At 68.8% G+C, this 18,346-nt stretch carries 15 protein-coding genes; 13 read left to right on the forward strand and 2 right to left on the reverse strand.

The window, feature by feature from the left end; genetic code table 11:
* Positions 1-1,876: M10 family metallopeptidase C-terminal domain-containing protein (locus EES48_RS11435; protein ID WP_205679449.1), on the reverse strand; the 1,876-nt coding region annotated here is incomplete at its 3' end.
* A 197-nt stretch (positions 1,877-2,073) separates the two neighbouring features.
* Here EES48_RS11435 and EES48_RS11440 point away from each other — a divergent pair.
* The 7 genes from EES48_RS11440 to EES48_RS11470 all read left to right on the forward strand — a co-directional run bounded on the left by EES48_RS11440 (position 2,074) and on the right by EES48_RS11470 (position 10,028).
* On the forward strand, positions 2,074-3,819 hold the full coding sequence (locus EES48_RS11440; protein WP_122466981.1) for a type I secretion system permease/ATPase: 1,746 nt from the start codon (positions 2,074-2,076) through the stop codon (positions 3,817-3,819).
* Positions 3,816-5,177 carry an HlyD family type I secretion periplasmic adaptor subunit gene (locus EES48_RS11445; protein WP_122466983.1) on the forward strand — a complete coding sequence of 454 codons (1,362 nt, stop codon included), beginning with the start codon at positions 3,816-3,818 and terminating at the stop codon, positions 5,175-5,177. The genes EES48_RS11440 and EES48_RS11445 overlap by 4 nt, the downstream gene beginning before the upstream one ends.
* Positions 5,174-5,761, forward strand: coding sequence for a biliverdin-producing heme oxygenase (locus EES48_RS11450; RefSeq protein WP_162998133.1), 588 nt, complete (start codon positions 5,174-5,176; stop codon positions 5,759-5,761). Before EES48_RS11445 ends, EES48_RS11450 begins: the two co-directional genes overlap by 4 nt.
* Positions 5,758-7,959, forward strand: a complete 2,202-nt coding sequence (locus tag EES48_RS11455; protein WP_122466988.1) for a histidine kinase dimerization/phosphoacceptor domain -containing protein — start codon at positions 5,758-5,760, stop codon at positions 7,957-7,959. Before EES48_RS11450 ends, EES48_RS11455 begins: the two co-directional genes overlap by 4 nt.
* Before the next feature lie 62 nt (positions 7,960-8,021).
* On the forward strand, positions 8,022-9,185 hold the full coding sequence (locus tag EES48_RS11460) for a zinc-dependent alcohol dehydrogenase (RefSeq protein WP_122466990.1): 1,164 nt from the start codon (positions 8,022-8,024) through the stop codon (positions 9,183-9,185).
* A gap of 34 nt (positions 9,186-9,219) precedes the next feature.
* Entirely contained in the window at positions 9,220-9,645 is a 426-nt protein-coding gene (locus tag EES48_RS11465; protein ID WP_122466993.1) for a DUF1801 domain-containing protein, read from the forward strand.
* Positions 9,642-10,028: a DUF1801 domain-containing protein gene (locus tag EES48_RS11470; RefSeq protein ID WP_122466995.1), complete on the forward strand. Its 387-nt coding sequence runs from the start codon at positions 9,642-9,644 to the stop codon at positions 10,026-10,028. The genes EES48_RS11465 and EES48_RS11470 overlap by 4 nt, the downstream gene beginning before the upstream one ends.
* A gap of 7 nt (positions 10,029-10,035) precedes the next feature.
* Here EES48_RS11470 and EES48_RS11475 read toward each other — a convergent pair whose 3' ends face one another.
* Positions 10,036-10,866, reverse strand: a complete 831-nt coding sequence (locus tag EES48_RS11475) for an LD-carboxypeptidase (protein ID WP_122466997.1) — start codon at positions 10,864-10,866, stop codon at positions 10,036-10,038.
* Positions 10,867-10,953: 87 nt separating this feature from the next.
* Here EES48_RS11475 and EES48_RS11480 point away from each other — a divergent pair, with 87 nt between their 5' ends.
* The 6 genes from EES48_RS11480 to EES48_RS11505 all read left to right on the forward strand — a co-directional run bounded on the left by EES48_RS11480 (position 10,954) and on the right by EES48_RS11505 (position 18,345).
* Entirely contained in the window at positions 10,954-12,372 is a 1,419-nt protein-coding gene (locus EES48_RS11480; protein WP_122466999.1) for a UDP-N-acetylmuramate--L-alanine ligase, read from the forward strand.
* 65 nt (positions 12,373-12,437) lie between these two features.
* Positions 12,438-14,462, forward strand: coding sequence for a TonB-dependent receptor (locus tag EES48_RS11485; protein ID WP_122467548.1), 2,025 nt, complete (start codon positions 12,438-12,440; stop codon positions 14,460-14,462).
* A gap of 17 nt (positions 14,463-14,479) precedes the next feature.
* On the forward strand, positions 14,480-15,202 hold the full coding sequence (locus EES48_RS11490; RefSeq protein WP_122467001.1) for a 16S rRNA (uracil(1498)-N(3))-methyltransferase: 723 nt from the start codon (positions 14,480-14,482) through the stop codon (positions 15,200-15,202).
* Between the two features lie 78 nt (positions 15,203-15,280).
* Positions 15,281-16,636, forward strand: coding sequence for a glutamate--cysteine ligase (locus EES48_RS11495; protein WP_122467003.1), 1,356 nt, complete (start codon positions 15,281-15,283; stop codon positions 16,634-16,636).
* 84 nt (positions 16,637-16,720) lie between these two features.
* The gene (locus EES48_RS11500) at positions 16,721-17,314 is read left to right on the forward strand and encodes a hypothetical protein (protein ID WP_122467005.1); all 594 of its coding nucleotides are present in this window, start codon (positions 16,721-16,723) and stop codon (positions 17,312-17,314) included.
* The gene (locus EES48_RS11505; RefSeq protein ID WP_122467007.1) at positions 17,311-18,345 is read left to right on the forward strand and encodes an OmpA family protein; all 1,035 of its coding nucleotides are present in this window, start codon (positions 17,311-17,313) and stop codon (positions 18,343-18,345) included. The genes EES48_RS11500 and EES48_RS11505 overlap by 4 nt, the downstream gene beginning before the upstream one ends.
* Position 18,346 lies beyond the last annotated feature (1 nt).

An 18,346-nucleotide genomic window follows, 5' to 3' on the forward strand; every position in this document is an offset into this window, starting at 1 on the left:
AGACCCGGTCGCGCGCATTGTCGACGTGATAGGTGTCGTCGCCCAGTCCGCCCGCCATCTGGTCGGCGCCGCCCATGCCGTTCAGCACATTGTCGCCGGCGTTGCCGACGAGACGGTTGTCCAGCGAGTTGCCGACCGCGTTCAGATCACCCGAGCCCGTCAGCACCAGGCGCTCAACATAGATGCCCGCCAGATTGTAGCTGACCGAGGACTGGATCTCGTCAAAGCCCTCGCGGTTGTTTTCATAGACCCGGTCATTGGCGTTATCGACGATGTAGATGTCATCGCCCTTGCCGCCCGCCATGTCGTCGGCGCCGCCCAGGCCGTTCAGCAGATTGGCCCCGTCGTTGCCGACCAGCCGATTGGCCAGGCTGTTGCCGACGGCGTTGATGTTGCCAGTTCCGGTAAGGACCAGGCGCTCGACATAGGTCCCGGCCAGATCGAAGCTCACCGAAGAGCGGACTTCGTCAAAGCCTTCGCCGGCGTTCTCGTAAACACGATCTCCCGCGTGATCGACGAAATAGATGTCGTCTCCCTTGCCACCCGCCATCTCATCGGCCCCGCCCATCCCATTGAGGACGTTGGCGCCGCTGTTTCCGACCAGCCTGTTCTGGAGAGAATTGCCGATCGCATCGATGTCAGCAGAGCCGGTGAGCACGAGACGCTCCGCATAGATGCCCGCAAGGTTGAAACTCAGTGACGAGCGGATCTCATCAAAGCCCCCTCCATCAAGCTCGACCACCACGTCTCCGACATGATCGACGATGTAGATGTCGTCGCCCGCTCCGCCGGTCATCCGATCAGCGCCCGCGCCGCCGTTGAGCAGATTGTTGGCCGCGTTGCCGATCAGTGTGTCGTTGCCGGAACCGCCAATGGCGTTTTCGATCACAGCGCCATAGGCGATAGCCATATTGTGGGTAAGGCCCGCGAAACTCGAGAAGCCGCCCTCCCTCAAATCGATCACGCTGTTGCTCACGTAGAAGGACAGATCGATCGTGTCGTTTCCGGCGCCGTCCCAGATGGCGACGATCGGTTCCTGGTTGATCGAGAAATCGAACGCGTCGCGACCGGCGTTCGAGTTGAAGCCGTAAACCGTGTCTCCCGCGCGGGTCGACATGTTCGCCCCGTAGATGTGCTGCAGGATGAGGATGTCATGCAGGAGGGGGGTCGCGCCGTAGCTAAAGCCATGCTGGGCCCCGGTCTCGCGCGCGTCAAAATACGACATGATCGTGTATTGGCGCGAATCTTGAGCGTACTCAGCAAAGCCCGCGTAGGTGATATCAACCCCTTCGGCGGCGTTGTAATCGCCAGGGTGAGGGACGCCCAGGCCATGCATGATTTCGTGCATCAGCGCGGTGAAATTGTATGTCCCCAGCCCGTACGACCCGAGCCCACCATCCGAATTCACCCAGATTTCGCTGGAGAACCATTGGTCACGCTGACCCTCCGGGAGATCGTAGAAGCGACCGCCGGCCCAGCCCCAGACATAGTCCGGCATCGTGCTGGAGTTGGCGAAGGTCATACGGTTGTCCGAGGCGCCGTTGTCGGCCGCCTCGATGAAGGTCAGGTTGGCGACATCGGCGAGAAGGGCGAAGGCGTCCCGCGTAGCTTGACGCTGCATCGCATTAAACGCCTGAAATCCTTGATAGTTTTCATCAAGAAGGTTGTCTTCGTTCAAGGCTTCGAAGAACGCGTAGGTGACGATGCCGTTGGCCCAGCCGATGTTGTTCCGATCCAGCTGAGCGATGATCTGCTCGATGTTGAAGCTGGGAGCGGCGGGACCGCCTATGCCCGAGCCAGATCCTGACAAGCCGCCAGCGCAAGCGATGCACATGTTACCTACTCCCCCGAAAGACGTGCGGCTGAGCGCCGACAACCGTGATTGACCCGAAGACACGCTCCGAGACTGCCTCTGGATGCAACCGATAGCTCGCCTTTTCGGCGAACGCCAACCACCTAGTGCTGATTTTCTCGTGACCGGGCGCCAAACGGTCAGGGTTTTCCGGCAATTGTTTTGGCGATTGCGACCATGGGTCGCTAAGTTGAACGGCTGAAGGAGCCAGAGACGACGCCGTGCTGAAGTCGCTGCTGTCAGACAAGCCCGGGGCGCGTCCGCTCGCCGAGGCCATCCGCGCCTGCCGCTGGCACCTGCTGGCGGCGGCTGGCTTCAGCGCGCTCGTCAACATCCTGTATCTCGCGCCGACCCTGTACATGATGCAGGTCTATGACCGCGTCGTGCCGACCGGGGGGATCATCACCCTGGTGCTGGTGACCATCGTCGTCTTCCTGGCTCTGGGGACGCTGGCGGGACTGGATGTGATCCGAACGCGCTTGCTGGTGCGCGCCGGCCTGAGGCTGGACCAGCAATTGGCCGGACGGACCCTCGGTCGCGCCATGGGGTCGCATGAGACCAGCGCGCGCGCCGGCCAGGTGATGCGCGAATTCGACCAGGTCCGATCCGCGATCGGCGGTCAGGGCGCGCTGGCCATTCTCGATGCGCCCTGGACGCCGATCTACCTGCTGTTCTGTTTCCTGCTGCACCCGTTGCTGGGATTGTTAACCTTGGTCGGAGCCCTGATGCTGTTCGGGCTGGCGGTGCTGAACGAACGATCGACCAAGACGCGGCTGCTGAAGGCGCATGAGGCCTCCGCCCGAGCCTATGCCGCTCAGGAGCAGGTCTCGACCCGCTCCGAAGTGGTCCGGGCGCTGGGCATGCGCCGCGGTCTGGTGGCCAGACAACTGACGGCGCGCGCCGAGGCGACCGGGGCCCAGTCCGAGGCCCAGTTCACCGGCGGGCGCTATTCCGGCGCGATCAAGTTTCTGAGGCTGATGCTGCAGTCTCTGGCGCTCGGCCTGGGCGCCTATCTGGCGGTCCAGCAACAGATCTCCGCCGGCGCCATCATCGCCGCCTCGGTGTTGCTCAGCCGCGCGGTCCAGCCGATTGAACAGCTGGTCGGAGCCTGGCCGGGCCTGGTTCAGGCCCGTGCGGCCTGGAAGAGCCTGACGGACCTCTATGAAGCCACTGGCGACCAGGACGAGGCCCACACCCTGCTGCCGGCCCCTGCAGGTCGCCTCGATCTCCAGGAGGTCAGCGTCCGGATGAGCGACGGGGATACGCCCCAGCTGAAACAGGTCAGCTTCGCGCTCGAACCCGGCCAGATGCTGGGCGTGATCGGACCGTCGGGCTCTGGCAAGACCACCCTGGCCCGCGTCGTGGCCGGCGCCTACCGGCCGCAGCTCGGGGCGGTGCGGCTGGACGGGTCTGAATACGGACAGTGGGATCCCGAGCGGCTGGCCCGCCACATCGGCTATCTGCCGCAGGATTCGGTGCTGTTCGCCGGCACGGTGAAGGACAACATCTCGCGCTTCGAGGGGGCGGCCGACCCCGCGGCGGATCAAGGCGCCATCGACCTCAGGGCGGTCACCGCGGCCAAGGCGGCGGAAGTCCATGACCTGATCCAGTCCCTGCCCCAGGGCTATGACACGCCGATCGGCCCCGGCGGGCGGGGGCTGTCGGCCGGCCAGATGCAGCGCGTCGCCCTGGCCCGCGCCCTCTACGGTTCGCCCCGCCTGCTGGTGCTCGACGAACCCAATTCGCACCTGGATCAGGACGGCGAGACCGCCCTGATGCGGGCGCTGAAGCGCGCCGCCGAAGCCGGGGCCGCCATCGTCATCGTGGCGCATCGCGCCGGGGTGTTGGCCTCGGCCGATCTTCTGCTGGTCATGAACAAGGGCGCGGTGTCGCGGTTCGGTCCGCGCGACCAGGTGCTGCAGGCGCTACAGGGCCGGGGCGGTCCGCGCATCGCGAGCGTGTCGTGACCGAAGCCGTCGACACCGCACCCGTCGCCGCGCCCGCCGCCCCGCAGGGCGGACGCGACGGGCCGCGCCGCGACATCCTGATCGGGCTGGGGGTGGCCGGGCTGTTCTTCGTCATCCTGCTGGGCTGGGCGGCCGTGGCGCGCCTGGACGCGGGCGCCTATGCGCAGGGTCGGGTGGTCGTTTCGGGCAACCGCCAGGCGGTCCAGCACCGCGAGGGTGGGGTGGTGGACGCCCTGCGGGTGCGTGAGGGCGACACGGTGCGCCAGGGCCAGGTATTGCTCGAAATCTCCGTCGGCGAACTCCGCGCGGTGGAGCGCGGCCTGGCCGGTCAGGTGGTGGCGCTTCAGGCCCAGCGCAGCCGCATGATCGCCGAGCGCGACGGCCTGGCCGCCGTGCCGACTCCGCCCGAATACGCCGATCTGGTCCCGGAGGATCAGCCCCTCGCGGCCGAAGCCCTGAGGCTGCAACGATTGCAGTTTCAGGCCCGAGGCGGCGGCCGCACCACGCAACTGGGCGTGCTGCAGCAGCGTATCGGCCAGCTGAATGAGCAGATCGGCGGGCTGGAAGGTCAGATCATCGCCAATGAGGAGCAGACCCGGCTGATCGGCGAGGAACTTGAGGGCATCCGCTCCCTGGCCGCGCGCGGGTTCGCGCCCCAGACCCGGGTGCGCGCCCTGGAGCGGGAGGAGGCGCGGCTGCGCGGCGAGCAGGGCGAACTGCGGGCCCAGGTCGCCTCTACGCGCGAAGCCATCGGCGAGACCCGGCTGCAGATGCTGGGCGTCGATCGCGAAACCACCGAGGAGGTGGCCGAACAGCTGCGCCAGGTGGAGATTCAGCTGAACGAGCTGCAGCCCCGCCTGATCGCCACGCGCGCCGAACTGGCGCGGGCCCAGGTGCGGGCTCCGGCGACGGGCCAGGTGGTGGGCCTAACCATCTTCACCGTCGGCGGTGTGGTCAGTCCGGGCCAGACCCTGATGGAGATCGTGCCGTCCCAGGCCAATCTGGTGGTCGAGGCCCTGATCTCGCCGGCCGACATCGAGGCGCTGCGGGTCGGCCAGACAACCGAGGTGATGTTCGCCACCTTCCGCGAGCAGGACATGCCGCGTCTGGATGGCCGACTAACCCGACTGTCGGCCGACAGCTTCCAGGACGAACAGACCGGGCAGAGTTTCTATCGCGGCCAGATCACCGTGCCCGCCGCCGAGCTGTCGAAACTGGGTTCGCCCGAGACCCTGGCCGAAAGCCTGAGGCCCGGCGTCCCGGTCGAGGTCGTCATTCCGCTTCGCAAGCGAACGGCGCTCGATTATCTGCTCGAGCCCTTGAGTCGCCACATGTGGCGGTCATTCCGCGACACGTGACCGCCCCTCCCATCCTGATCCGCCTGCGTGACGCGACACGCGAGGCGCACGAGCGACTCGAGGCGCGGCTGGACCTGCTCGCCGCACTGGCGCGTCCGGAGGCGCGGCCCGGCATCGCCGCGCGGTTCCTCGCCCACCACCGCGCCGAGGAGGCGGATCTGGCTCCCTGGCTAGAGCCGATAAAGGGGCTCGGCTTCGCGGATCGGCTGCGGTCCGACGGCATCGCGCGCGATCTGGCCGAACTCGGCGGACGCGAGGTTGCGGTCCCCACGCCCCATCCGCCGACGTCTCTGGGCGAAGCCCTGGGGCGCTTCTATGTGGTCGAGGGCTCGACCCTGGGCGGCCGGGTGATCGCCAAGGCGTTGCACGCCAGGGGCGAGGACTTGCGCGGACTGTCGTTTTTCGATCCATATGGCCGGCTCGCCGGCGACCGATGGCAGGGTCTGGTCGCCATACTGAACGCGTATTCTGACGGCGGCGACGCCGTGGGAGAACAGATGACCCTGGGCGCCCTCGACGGTTTCGCTCTGGCCGAAGCTCGGCTGGTTCCCCCGGAAACTCCGGTTGGGGAGGCGCGCGCATGACCCAGTCCGATCTCGAGGATCTGGCCCCGGAGGACGGTCGGGGTCGTGCCGGCGCGACTCTGGACGTGACCGATTGCGACAGGGAGCCGATTCACATCCCTGGCGCCATCCAGCCGCACGGCGTGCTGCTGGTGCTCGACGCGGCCGGCGATCACGTGTTGCAGAGCGCGGGTGATACCGAGCGGGTGTTGGGCGCGCATGACTGGCTGGGGTCGAACCCCGCCCGGCTGCTCGGGGCCGATCTCGGCGCGCGCCTGCTGCACAGAATGGCCGAGGGATCGCCCGGACTGATCGGCGGCTGGATCTCTCCGGACGGGCGCCGCTGGGACGTCTCGGCCCAGTTCGGCCCCGAGGCGGTGCTGATCGAGATCGAGCCCGCGTCCGACGATCTGATGACCAGCGCCGAACGACTCGCCCAACTGGAGCGGGCCGGCGCCGCCTTCGAGCGCGCGCCGACGCTCAAGGCCCTGTTCGAGACCGCCGCCGTCGAGTTCCGACGCCTGACCGGCTACGACCGGATCATGGTCTATCGCTTCCTGGAGGACGACTCCGGCGTGGTGGTGGCCGAGGACATCGCGCCCGGTGCGCGATCCTTCATGAATCAGCATTTCCCTGCAACCGACATACCGCGCCAGGCGCGCGGCCTGTATGTGCGCAATCGGGTGCGGGTCATCCCCCAGGTTGATTACGAGCCGGCGCCCCTGCGGCCGAGCCGGCCTGCGGCGCCGCCGGTGGACCTGTCGGACAGCGGGCTGCGCAGCGTCTCGCCGATCCATCTGACCTATCTGCGCAACATGGAGGTGGGGGCTTCGGCGTCGATCTCGATCGTGCGCGATGGCGCTCTGTGGGGGCTGATCGCCTGTCACGCGGCCCTGCCCACGCCCATGACCTACGAGGTCCGTTCGGCCGCCGTGGTGCTGGCCGGCGCCCTGTCGCGCCAGATCAAGGGACGACAGGAGTCCGAGGCCTTCCGCGAACGTCTGCGGCTGCGCGGGCTGGAAGAGGAGTTGGTCGCCCGGCTGGATCCCGACCTACCGTTGTCGGACGAGGTCGCCGAGCGGCTGGAGCCTCTTCGGCGCATGCTGGAGGCCGACGGCGCGGCCGTGGTGCGGGGCGGCAGGGTGAGCAAGGTCGGCGTCACTCCGGCGACAGCCGACATCCGGGCGCTGGAGGCCTATGTGCGGTCGCGTCCGCGGCGCGGCGTCTTCTTCACCCACGCCCTGTCGCGCCACTGGCCGGAGGGCGCGCGCCTGCAACGCGAGGCCTCGGGCGTGGTCGCCACGTCGGTTGAGGGTTCGGAGCCCTTCACCCTGCTGTGGTTTCGAGCCGAGCGCCGCGAGACGGTGCGCTGGGCCGGCGACCCGCACGCGGGGGTCAAGGACGCGCGCGAGGGGCCGCTGACGCCCCGCGCTTCGTTCGACGCCTGGGCCGAAACCGTCGAGGGCCAGGCCCGCCGCTGGACCACCGCCGAGGTCGAGTCCGCCGGCCGGGTCGGTCGCTCCCTCACCGAAGTGGCCGCCAACCGCCGTCAAGCCCAGTTGAACCTGGCCCTGTCCCAGGCTCTCGGTGACAAGGACCGGCTGCTGGGTCAGCAGGACTTCCTTATGAAGGAGGTCAATCACCGGGTTCAGAACAGCCTGTCGCTGGTCTCCAGCTTCCTTGCCCTGCAGGCGCGCGAGGAGCAGCACGAGGCGGTCATCGGAGCGCTGAAGGAGGCGCGCCGTCGCATCGGCGCGGTCTCGATGGTCCACCGGCGCCTGCACCAGGCCGACCAGATCGAAACCATCGATCTCAGCCGCTACATCGACGAACTGGTCGCGGAGGTGGTGTCATCGTCCGGGCCGGAATGGGCCGAGGCCATCTCGCTGGACCTGGCGCCCGCGTCGGTCGAGGCCGATCGCGCGGTCACGCTGGGCCTGGTCGTCACCGAACTGCTGATCAATGCCCAGAAATACGCCTATGGCGGCCAGGCCGGCCCGATCGCTATTCGCTTGGTAGAGGATCGGGGCGCGGTCTGCCTGTCGGTGTCCGATCAGGGCGATGGCGACGGAGGCGGAAAGGCCAAGGGTACGGGCTTCGGCTCGCGCCTGCTCTCCAGCCTGGCCACACAATTGGGCGGCACGATCGACCGCGAGAACAGCCGGCCCGGCTTGACGGTCACCGTGCGCTTTCCCCTGGGCGTCGCCGACCAACTGTAAGGGGAACATCCCCGCCCGCCCACGCTTGTCGGCCCATTCCCCCGATCACGAGGAGACTGGGCATGAAGGCACTCTGTTGGCACGGCAAGGGCGACATCCGCTGCGAAACGGTGCCCGATCCCGAGATCGAAGATGGCCGCGACGCCATCATCCGCGTCACCTCCTGCGCGATTTGCGGCAGCGACCTGCACCTCTACGGCGGCTTCGTTCCCGGCATGAAATCCGGCGACGTCATGGGCCACGAAACGATGGGCGAGGTGGTCGCGGTCGGCAAGGACAACGCCAAGCTCAAGGTCGGCGACCGGGTGGTGGTGCCTTTCACCATCTCCTGTGGCGAGTGCCGCTATTGTCAGAAGGGCCTCTTCTCCCTGTGCCAGCGATCGAACCCCAATGGCGAGGAACAGGCCAAGACCACGGGCTATCCGACCGCCGGCCTGTACGGATACAGCCATGCCTACGGCGGCTATGCCGGCGGCCAGGCCGAGTATCTTCGCGTGCCCTACGCCGACGTCGGCCCGATCAAGGTGCCCGACGGCCTGAGCGACGATCAGGTGCTTTTCCTGTCCGACATCTTCCCCACCGGCTGGATGGCGGCCGAGAACTGCGACATCCAGCCGGGCCAGACCGTGCTGGTGTTCGGCTGCGGCCCCGTCGGCCAGTTCGCCATTCGCTCGGCCTTCCTGATGGGCGCCGAGCGGGTCATCGCCATCGACGAGGTGCCAGAGCGCATGGCCCTCGCCCGGGCGGCGGGCGCCGAGGTCATCGACTTCTCCGAAGGCGATCTTCAGGAGCGGATCAAGGAGATGACCAACGGCGAGGGTCCCGATGCGGTGATCGAGGCCGTCGGCCTGGAGAGCCACGGCTCGGGCTCGATGATCGAGAAGGTTCAGGAGACGGTCGCCAAACGCATGGAGCGCCCCTATGCGCTCAACGAGGCGATCCTGGCCTGCCGTCCCGGCGGGATCATCAGCCTTCCCGGCGTCTTCGTCGGCGCGGTGCCGACCATGCTGGGCGCCTTCATCGCCAAATCTTTGACGCTCAAGACCGGCCAGACCCATGTGCAGCGCTATCTGGAGCCCCTGATGCGGCGCATCGAGGAAGGCCAGATCGACCCCAGTTTCCTGATCACCCACCGGATCGGGCTGGAGGATGGTCCAGAGGCCTATAAGACGTTCCAGGAGAAGAAGGACGGCTGCATCAAGGTGGTGATCAACCCCGGCGGCTGATGACGATTGGCTGGCGGGGGACTACGCTCGGCGCATGAGCCCAGCCCCCGCCAGATCCGACCCCGTGCTGCTGTCCGGCGGCAATCCGCAGATCGCCAAGGGCTACGGCGACGCGCCGGTCCAGGCCTATATCGAAGCGACGCCCGGCTGGAAGCAGGCGGTGGTGAGGCGGCTGGACCAGCTGTTGACCCAAGCGGTTCCCGGCGTCGCCAGGGCGGTGAAGTGGAACTCGCCCCTGTATGGCATGGGCGACGGAACCTGGTTCCTCAGCCTCCACGGCTTCGACCGCTATGTGAAGGTCGCGTTTTTCTGCGGCGCCGAGCTGAACCCGCCGCCGCCGGTGGCGTCGAAGCAGGCGCGGGTGCGCTATCTGCACATCCACGAGGACGAAGCCGTTGATGAGGCCCAGGTGACGGACTGGATCCTTCAGGCAAGCCGCCTGCCCGGACAGAAGATGTGAGCGGCGCCCCCACTGCTTTCGAAGAGATCACCGCCCGCATTGCCGGCCTGGGCGACTGGCGCGGCGAGACCCTGGCCCGGTTGCGCGCGCTGATCCTCGCCGCCGACCCGACCATTGTCGAGACGGTCAAGTGGAGGAAGCCCACCAACCCCGCCGGCGTGCCGGTGTGGGAAAGGGGCGGCATTCTGTGCACGGGCGAGACCTATCGCGACAAGGTCAAGCTGACTTTTCCCCGGGGTTCGGCCCTGGCCGACCCGACCGGTCTGCTGAACGCCGGGGCCGGGGTGCGCCGCGCCATCGACATCCGCGAGGGAGACCAGATCGACGCGGCGGCGTTCACGGACCTGATCCGGCAGGCGATCGAGGCGAACGCCAGGGGCTGATCCGCGGTCAGCCGCGCCAGCGCCCGAAGGGAACGACCCGGTTCGCGGCGTCATGTCCGATGTCGGCGGCGCCCAGGAACGGGATGCCCGCGCGTTCGCACCAGTAGCGGGCGATCTGTTCCGGCGTCTGGTCGAAGGCGGGATCGTTCTCGGGTACGTCGCTGCACCGCCCCAGACGGATTCCAGCGACGCGGCGGATCGAGGGCTGGGAGGTGATGTGGAAGAACAGCCGGTCGATCCGGTAGAGCGCCTCGGACACTTCCTCCAGCATCAGGACGTGCCCCGTCAGGTCGGGCTCGAGAGACGTGCCAAGCAGGGCCGAAAGGATGGTCAGGTTGAAGGCCGCGGTCGGCCGCCCGCCCATCGTCACGCTGGGCTCCAGCGCCGTCTTGTCGCGCCGGACCAGCCAGTCCAGCGCCCGCTCGAAGGCGGCCGGATCATCGCGAGTGACATCCCCCGTCATCGGGCCGTGGGCCACGTCCGGGAAGCCGAGGCGGTACAGCGCGGCCAGCAGGCTGCCCGCATCCGAATAGCCGAGATAGGCCTTCTTCCGCGCCGCCGGCTCCAGCCCCGCCACCACCGCTTCGGCGATGCGGCACGAGCCATAACCACCGCGCGCGAACCACAGGGCGTCATAGCGGGGATCGTTGGCGATCTGGAGGAAAGCGTCGGCCCGGGCCTGATCCTCGCCGGCGAAATGGCCCCATTTGCCGAAGGCGCCGGGATGGATTTCCAATTGGACCGAGCCATCCGGATAGAGCTCGGCGACCCGCGTCCTGGCCTTGCGCGCCGTCTCGATATCGTAGCGCGAGGAGGCGGCGACCACGCCGATCTTCATCGTCCGATCCTCATTGGCGCCGCGGGCTCCGGGTTGCTAGTCAGGCGATCCCCTGACACCCGCCAAGCCTAGCCCGGTTTCCGCCCCATGCATCAAGCCCCGTCCGACGGCCAGGACTATTTCTTCTGCGGTCTGGGCGGATCGGGCATGCTGCCGCTGGCGCTGATCCTCAAGGCGGCGGGCGCGCGCATCGCGGGCTCGGACCGGGCCCACGACCAGGGCCGCACCCCGGACAAGTTCGCCTGGCTGGCGGCGGAGGGATTTGCGCTGTCGCCCCAAGATGGCTCGGGTCCCCGCGCTGGCCAGACTGTGGTGGCCTCGGGCGCAGTGGAGGACAGCGTGCCCGACATCGCCGCCGCTCGTCGCCTGGGGCTGGAGGTGATGACGCGCCCTCAGATGCTGGCTCGACTGTTCAACGCCGCCGAAATCCGGGTCGGGGTTGCCGGCACCAGCGGCAAGTCCACGGTGACCGGCATGATCGCCTGGATGCTGGATCAGGCCGGGCGCGACCCCTCGGTCATCAACGGCGCGGTCATGGTCAACTATGTCGGCGCCGGTCGCCCCTTCGCCAGCGCCCGGGTCGGCGACGCGGCCCTGATGGTCGCCGAAGTGGACGAGAGCGACGGGTCCATCGCCGGCTATGATCCGACCGTGGCGGTGGTCGGCAACATCTCCCTGGATCACAAGTCGATGGAGGAGCTGCGCGCCCTGTTCGGCGGCTTCGTCGAGCGGTCTTCCGTGGCGGTGCTGAACCTCGACAACGCCGAGACCGCCGCCCTGGCCGGGGGGCTGCAGCGGGCCCGGAAGGTGACTTTCGCCTTGGACGACGAGGCGGCCGACCTGCGCGCCGTCGACCTGGCTCCGCGCGGCGACGGCGTCGACTTCGTGCTGCGCGATCGCGGGGCGATGATCGACCGCCCCGTGCGGCTGGCCGTGCCGGGCGCGCACAATGTTCAGAACGCCCTGGCCGCCCTGGGCGCCGTGCGGGCCCTGGGTCTGCCGCTGGAGCCGGCGATCGAGGCGCTGGCGACGTTTTCAGGCATCCGGCGGCGGCTTGAACTGGTCGGCCAGGCCGATGGCGTGACCCTCATCGACGATTTCGCCCACAACCCCGACAAGATCACCGCCACCCTCAGGACGCTTCATGACTTTCCGGGTCGGCTGCTGGTGATGTTCCAGCCGCACGGGTACGGCCCCCTGAAGCTGATGCGCGCCGAGTTCGCCAAGACCTTCGCCGAAGAGCTGGGCGAGGCGGATGTGCTGGTGATGCCCGAGCCGGTCTATTACGGCGGCACCACCGATCGCAGCGTCGGTTCGGCCGACATCGCCGCCGACATCGTCGCCCTGGGACGCCAGGCCGAGGCCCTGCCAGACCGCGCCGCCTGCGGCCGTCGACTGCTTGAGCTGGCCCGTCCGGGGGACCGCATCGTTGTCATGGGCGCCCGCGATGACAGCCTGACCGACTTCGCCCGCGACCTTAAGTCCGCCCTGATGATGCGCGCCTGACGGAACGGCCCCGGTTGACCGGGGTTCTCAGCCCTTCACCGATCACCGCCCTCGGGAGCTTCGCCATCATCCAGCCCGCGCCGCCCCCGCCCGAGCCCGTCACCCAGCTTGAGGAAGTCGTGGTCACCGCCGCACGCCTCCCGCCGGCGGCGTCGGAGGCGGCCTTCTCGGTGATCCGGCTGGACGGCGAGGAGTTGAGCCGATCCGCGCGGCTGGACGAGGCCCTGGGCGCCGTGCCGGCCGTGTCCCTGTTTCGCCGCACCACCAGCCTGTCGGCCAATCCGACCACCCAGGGCATCTCGCTGAGGGCCATCGCGCCGTCGGGAGCGGGGCGGACACTTGTGACCCTGGACGGCGTGCCGCTGAACGACCCCTTCGGCGGCTGGGTCATCTGGAGCCAGGTTCCGCCCGAATCCCTGGCGGGCCTTGACATCGTGCGCGGCGCGGGGGCGGGACCCTATGGCGCCGGCGCCCTGACCGGGGTGATCCAGCTGCGCGACGGCGATGGCGGTGAGCTGGCCGGATCGGTGTCCGAATACGGCGGCGCGCGGCTGGCCGGGGCGGGATCGGTGACGGTCGGCGAGACGCGTCTGACCGTCTCCGGCCTGCGGGAAGTTTCGGACGGTTATGTCCCTGTGCGTGGCCCCGAGCGGGGCGCGGCCGATATGCCGCTGGACCTCGACGTCCGGGCTGCGGCGATCCGGCTGGACGCGCCCGTTGGCGAAGCGACGCTGTCGCTGCGCGCCGGAAGCTTTGAGGAGGAGCGCGGCTCCGGTGTGGCCGGGTCGCGGGCCAGCGCCTCGGGCGATGTGCTCAGCGCCACCCTGGCCCAGGCGCCGACCCAGGTGCGCGCCGGCTGGCGCGTCCAGGCCTGGCGGCGGACCAGCGACCTGACCAACAGCTTCGTCGCGGTGGCCGACGACCGATCCTCGACCAGCCCGGCCGCAAGCCAGGATGAAACCCCGGCCACGGGCACGGGCGTCAATGCGGCGTGGCGCGTCCGGCGGGACGGGCTGGAGGCGGAGATCGGGGCGGACGGTCGGTGGTTCGAGGGCGAGACCCGCGAGCGCTTCCGCTTCATGCAGGGCGACTTCACCCGCAGCCGCATCGCGGGCGGCGAGGCCTCGGTGGTCGGCGCCTATGCCGACGGCTCGTGGACGGCCGGGCCGTGGCTGGTCGCCGGCGGCCTGCGCCTGGACCGGTGGGAGAGCACTGACGGCAGTCGGCTCGAGCGGGACCGCGCCACCGGGGACATAACCCTGGACAACCCGGCGCCCGACCGCTCGGGCGAGGTGGTCAGCGCCCGGCTGGGCGGCCGGTATGCGATCGCGCCTGACCTGGCCGTGCGGGCGGCGGCCTATACGGGATTCCGCCCCGCGACCCTGAACGAGTTGCACCGGCCGTTCCGCGTCGGCAATGACATCACCGAAGCCAACGCCGCCCTGGAGCCTGAGCGGCTGGCGGGGGTCGAACTCGGCCTTGGCGGCTCCTGGGGCCAGAGCGACGCCACGACCTGGACCGCCACCCTGTTCTGGAACCGCATCGACGACGCCATCGTCAATGTCACGATCGGCGAGGGCCCCGGGACCTTTCCGGTGGCCGGCTTCGTCCCCGCCGGCGGCGTGCTGCGTCAGCGCCAGAACGCGGGATCGATCGAGGCGGTCGGGATCGAGGGCGAGCTCAGCCACGCCGTGTCGGATCGCCTGACCCTGGCCGCCGCCGTGGCCCTGACCGACGCCGAGGTCGACGGCGGCGCGGCCGCGCCCCAGCTGATCAGCCTCAGACCCGCCCAGGCGCCGCGCGCCTCGGCGACGTTGTCGGCCGACTGGACGCCGGTGGAGCGGTTGAACGTCTTCGCGCGGGTTCGCTACGAATCCGCCCGGTTCGACGACGATCTGAACAGCCGCGAACTGAGCGCCGCCTGGGTGCTGGATGCGCGGGCATCGTGGGCGATGACCGACCGGCTGGCGCTGGAGCTGATCGCCGACAATCTGCTGGACGAGGATGTCGAGGTGTCGCGTACCGGTGATAATGTCCCCGGCTACGGCCCACCTCGTACCTTGGGCGTGGGCTTGCGGGCGCGGTTCTGAGCGAGCGATACAGCGGCATGATCCGCCTTTACGTCACCGCCGATCTCGGTCCCGGCGCCGCCGTCGCCCCGACGCTGGACCAGTCGCGTTACCTGACCCAGGTGATGCGGTTGAAGGTCGGCGACGAGCTGCTCGTCTTCAACGGCCGCGACGGCGAGTGGCGGGCTTCGGTGGCCGAGCTTCTGAAAAAGGGCGTCATCCTGCGCGCCGAGGCGCCGGCGCGGCCCCAGACGCCGATCCCCGACCTCGAGCTGGTCCAGGCCCTGGTCAAGAAGGCGCGGGTCGAAACCATCGTCGAGAAGGCCGCCGAACTGGGCGCGCGACGGGTGCGTCTGGTGACCACGCGGCGGACGCAACTGGATCACATCCGCCTGGATCGCCTCGACGCCATCGCCGAGGAAGCGGCCGAACAGACCGGCCGGCTGGACGTGCCCGAGATCGTCGCGCCCCAAAAGCTCGACGCCCTGCTGGACGGCTGGGATCCGGCGCGGCGGCTGATGTTCTGTGACGAGACCGGGGGCGAGCCGGTCATGACGGCGTTGCGGGGCGCGCCCCAAGGCCCGTGGGCCATCCTGATCGGGCCGGAGGGTGGCTTTGCCCCGGAAGAACGGGAGCAGCTGCGGGCGCTGCCGTTCGCGGTGGCGGTGTCGCTGGGGCCGCGGGTGTTGCGGGCCGACACGGCGGCCATCGCGGCGCTGACCCTGTGGCAGGCGGCGATCGGAGACTGGAATCCCGGCTGATCCCCCTTGAGGCGTCATGGGTTTGCCGCCATCTAGCGCGGCGAGCCGCCGCAGTCCGTGCGCGGCCGGAAGCCGCCCATGACCGAACCCCTCAGCCGCGACGCCCTGATCCACGCCATGGCGCGCGGGATCAAGCCCAAGGACCAGTGGCGCATCGGCGCCGAGCACGAGAAGTTCGGCTTCGACCGTTCGACCCTGCGTCGCCCTGCCTATGAGGGCGAGCGCGGCATCCGCGCCATGCTGGACGGCCTGACCCGCTTCGGCTGGTCGCCGGTCGAGGAAGGCGGCCACGTCATCGCCCTGGAGCGCAAGAACGCCGAGGGCTATGTCGCCTCGATCAGCCTGGAGCCGGGCGGACAGTTCGAACTGTCCGGCGCGCCTCTGAAGGACATCCACGACATCTGCAACGAGACCGGCCAGCATCTGCTGGAGGTCAAGCAGGTGGCCGACCAGCTGGACCTGGGCTTCCTCGGCGTCGGCTTCGATCCGCAATGGCGGCGCGAAGACATCCCGGTGATGCCCAAGGGCCGCTACGGCATCATGCGCGCCTACATGCCCAAGGTCGGGTCGCTGGGCCTCGACATGATGCTGCGTACCTGCACCATCCAGGCCAACCTCGATTTCGACAGCGAGGCCGACATGGTGATGAAGTTCCGCACCTCCCTGGCGCTTCAGCCCATCGCCACCGCCCTGTTCGCCTGTTCGCCGTTCACGGAAGGAAAGCCCAACGGCTTTCTGTCGGCCCGCGCCAACGTCTGGACCGACACCGATCCCGACCGCACCGGCATGCTGGATTTCGTCTTCGAGGATGGCTTCGGCTTCGAGCGCTACGCGGACTATGCGCTGGATACGCCGATGTACTTCGCCAAGCGCGGCGGCCGCTATGTCGATTTGGCGGGTCAGTCGTTCCGCGCCTTCATGGACGGCGGCCTGGAGGCCCTGCCGGGTGATCGGGCGACGATCGGCGACTGGAATGATCACCTGACCACCCTCTTTCCCGAGGTCCGGCTCAAACAGTATCTCGAAATGCGCGGCGCCGACGGCGGGCCGTGGAGCCGCATCTGCGCCCTCCCCGCCCTCTGGGCCGGCGTGCTCTACGACGGGCCGTCGCTGGCGGCGGCCTGGGACCTCTGCAAGGACTGGGACATCGAGGATCACGAGCGGCTGCGACGTGACGTGACGCGCCTGGGTCTCAAGGCCGACGCAGCGGGGCGCAGCGTCCGTGACATCGCCGTCGATCTGGTCGCCATCGCCCGTCAGGGGCTGAAGAACCGCGCCAAGTTCTCGGGCGGCATGGTCGATGAGCGGGGCTATCTCTCAGAGCTGGAAGACATCGCCGACTCGGGCGTGACCCCGGCCGACCGGCTGCTGCAGCTCTACAACGGCGACTGGAACGGCGACATCAGCCGGCTGTATCGCGACTTCGCCTACTGAGGCTGAGAGAACCCAAGCTGAGCCATCGCGTTCTGGAGACAGCGCCGCCGTTCTCGGCCGCGACCACCGTAAAGGGATCGCCGCATGTCGCCGACGATGTTCAAGCTCAGCCTACCGTTCGCCGTTCTGGCCCTGGCGGCCTGCGGACAGGGAGGCGACGACGCCTCCCTGTCCGCTTCCGAAACAGGGGCGCCGGCCTCGGCGACATCCGCGGGCTCCTCCAGCACCGCGAACCTGTGGCGTGGTGGAGAGGCCGTTCCGCTGGATGTTCAGGTGGCCCACCCCAGCGGCGCCGTTCTGCAGCTGACCTCCATCCAGTCGCGGCCGACCGAGACGGTGGTGGCCATGCGGGTGATCAACGGCCGTGAGCGCGAAATCTCGCTGAATCGGTTTAACAGCAACCGAAACGGCTACATCGTGGTCGATTCCGGAGAGCGGCTGTATCTGTCCGCCCCGGCCGGCAATCCCCGTCTGGCCGTGCCGGCCGGCCAGACCATGGAGGGCGAACTGGTCTTCCTGGGTCGGCTCCCGACAGCCAACAGCGCCATCCTGATCCTGAACGAGAACGGACAGACCGACAGCGAACATACAAACACCCCGGCCTTCCGCATCACCCTGCCGCTATCGGGCGCCGGAGCCGCGACAGCTCCGGCCGCGCCCGCCCCGGCGGCGTCATGAGCCGCGCGGTCTGGCTGGGCGGCGCCCTGTCCGCCCTGATGCTCGGGGCCTGCGGCCAGGGCGGCGGCGCCGGCGGCGGAGCCGAGATCGACGTCCAGGGTCTGCACCCCTCGGGCGTTATCGTGCAGGTGACGGGCGTGCGCTCGGCCGGAGATCGGACCCTGGTCAATGCGCGGGTGATCAACGGGCGCGACCGCGAGATCGAGCTGAACGCCAATGACGAGGTCACCTATCTGCTGACTGACGCGGGCGAAAAGCTGCTGCTGGCCCCGTCGCCCAGCAACGACGACCTGGCCATTCCGGCGGACCAGACCTTGGATCTGGCGCTGGTCTTCCTGGGCGATCTGCCGCGCGGCGAGACCACGACCTTGGTCATCAACGAGAACGGCAGCGCCGATTCCGAATATTCGACTTCTCCGAAATTCCAGCTGCGCCTGCCGCTGGATGGCGCGTTCCGGGGCGGCGGCGTGCCGGAAACCTCGGCCCTGTCGAACATGCGCCAAAACGTTCAGTCGACGCTCGGCGCGGCATCGGGCGGCGGGTCGTCGTTCGGTGTGGCCGGCGCGTCGGAAAGCTCGCTCAGGACCGTTGAGGCGCTGAAGACCGAACTGGGTGCGGTGGAGACCGAGCGCGGCACGGTGGTGTCCCTGCCCGGCGACGTCACCTTCGACTTCGATCAGGCCACGATCCGCGACGACGCGCAGTCCACGCTGGACCAACTCGCGCAGCTGATCCAGGCGGGCGGCGAGGGCCGGATCACCATCGAGGGCCACACCGACGCGCGCGGCGACGACGACTACAACAAGAGCCTCTCCGAACGCCGGGCCGACGCGGTGAAGGCCTATCTGGTCGGCAAGGATGTGGACGAGGCGCGACTGGCGACCATCGGCCTAGGCGAGCTGCGGCCCGTGGCTCCGAACGCCAGCCCCGACGGCTCCGACGACGAGGCCGGCCGCCAGCGCAATCGCCGCGTCGAGGTCATCCTGCCCAACAGCCAGCGCGCCGAAACCTCGGCCACCCCCGCGACCTGAC

Origin of the sequence: Brevundimonas lutea (assembly GCF_003704105.1) — a bacterium.
GTDB classification, from domain to species: Bacteria; Pseudomonadota; Alphaproteobacteria; order Caulobacterales; family Caulobacteraceae; genus Brevundimonas; species Brevundimonas lutea.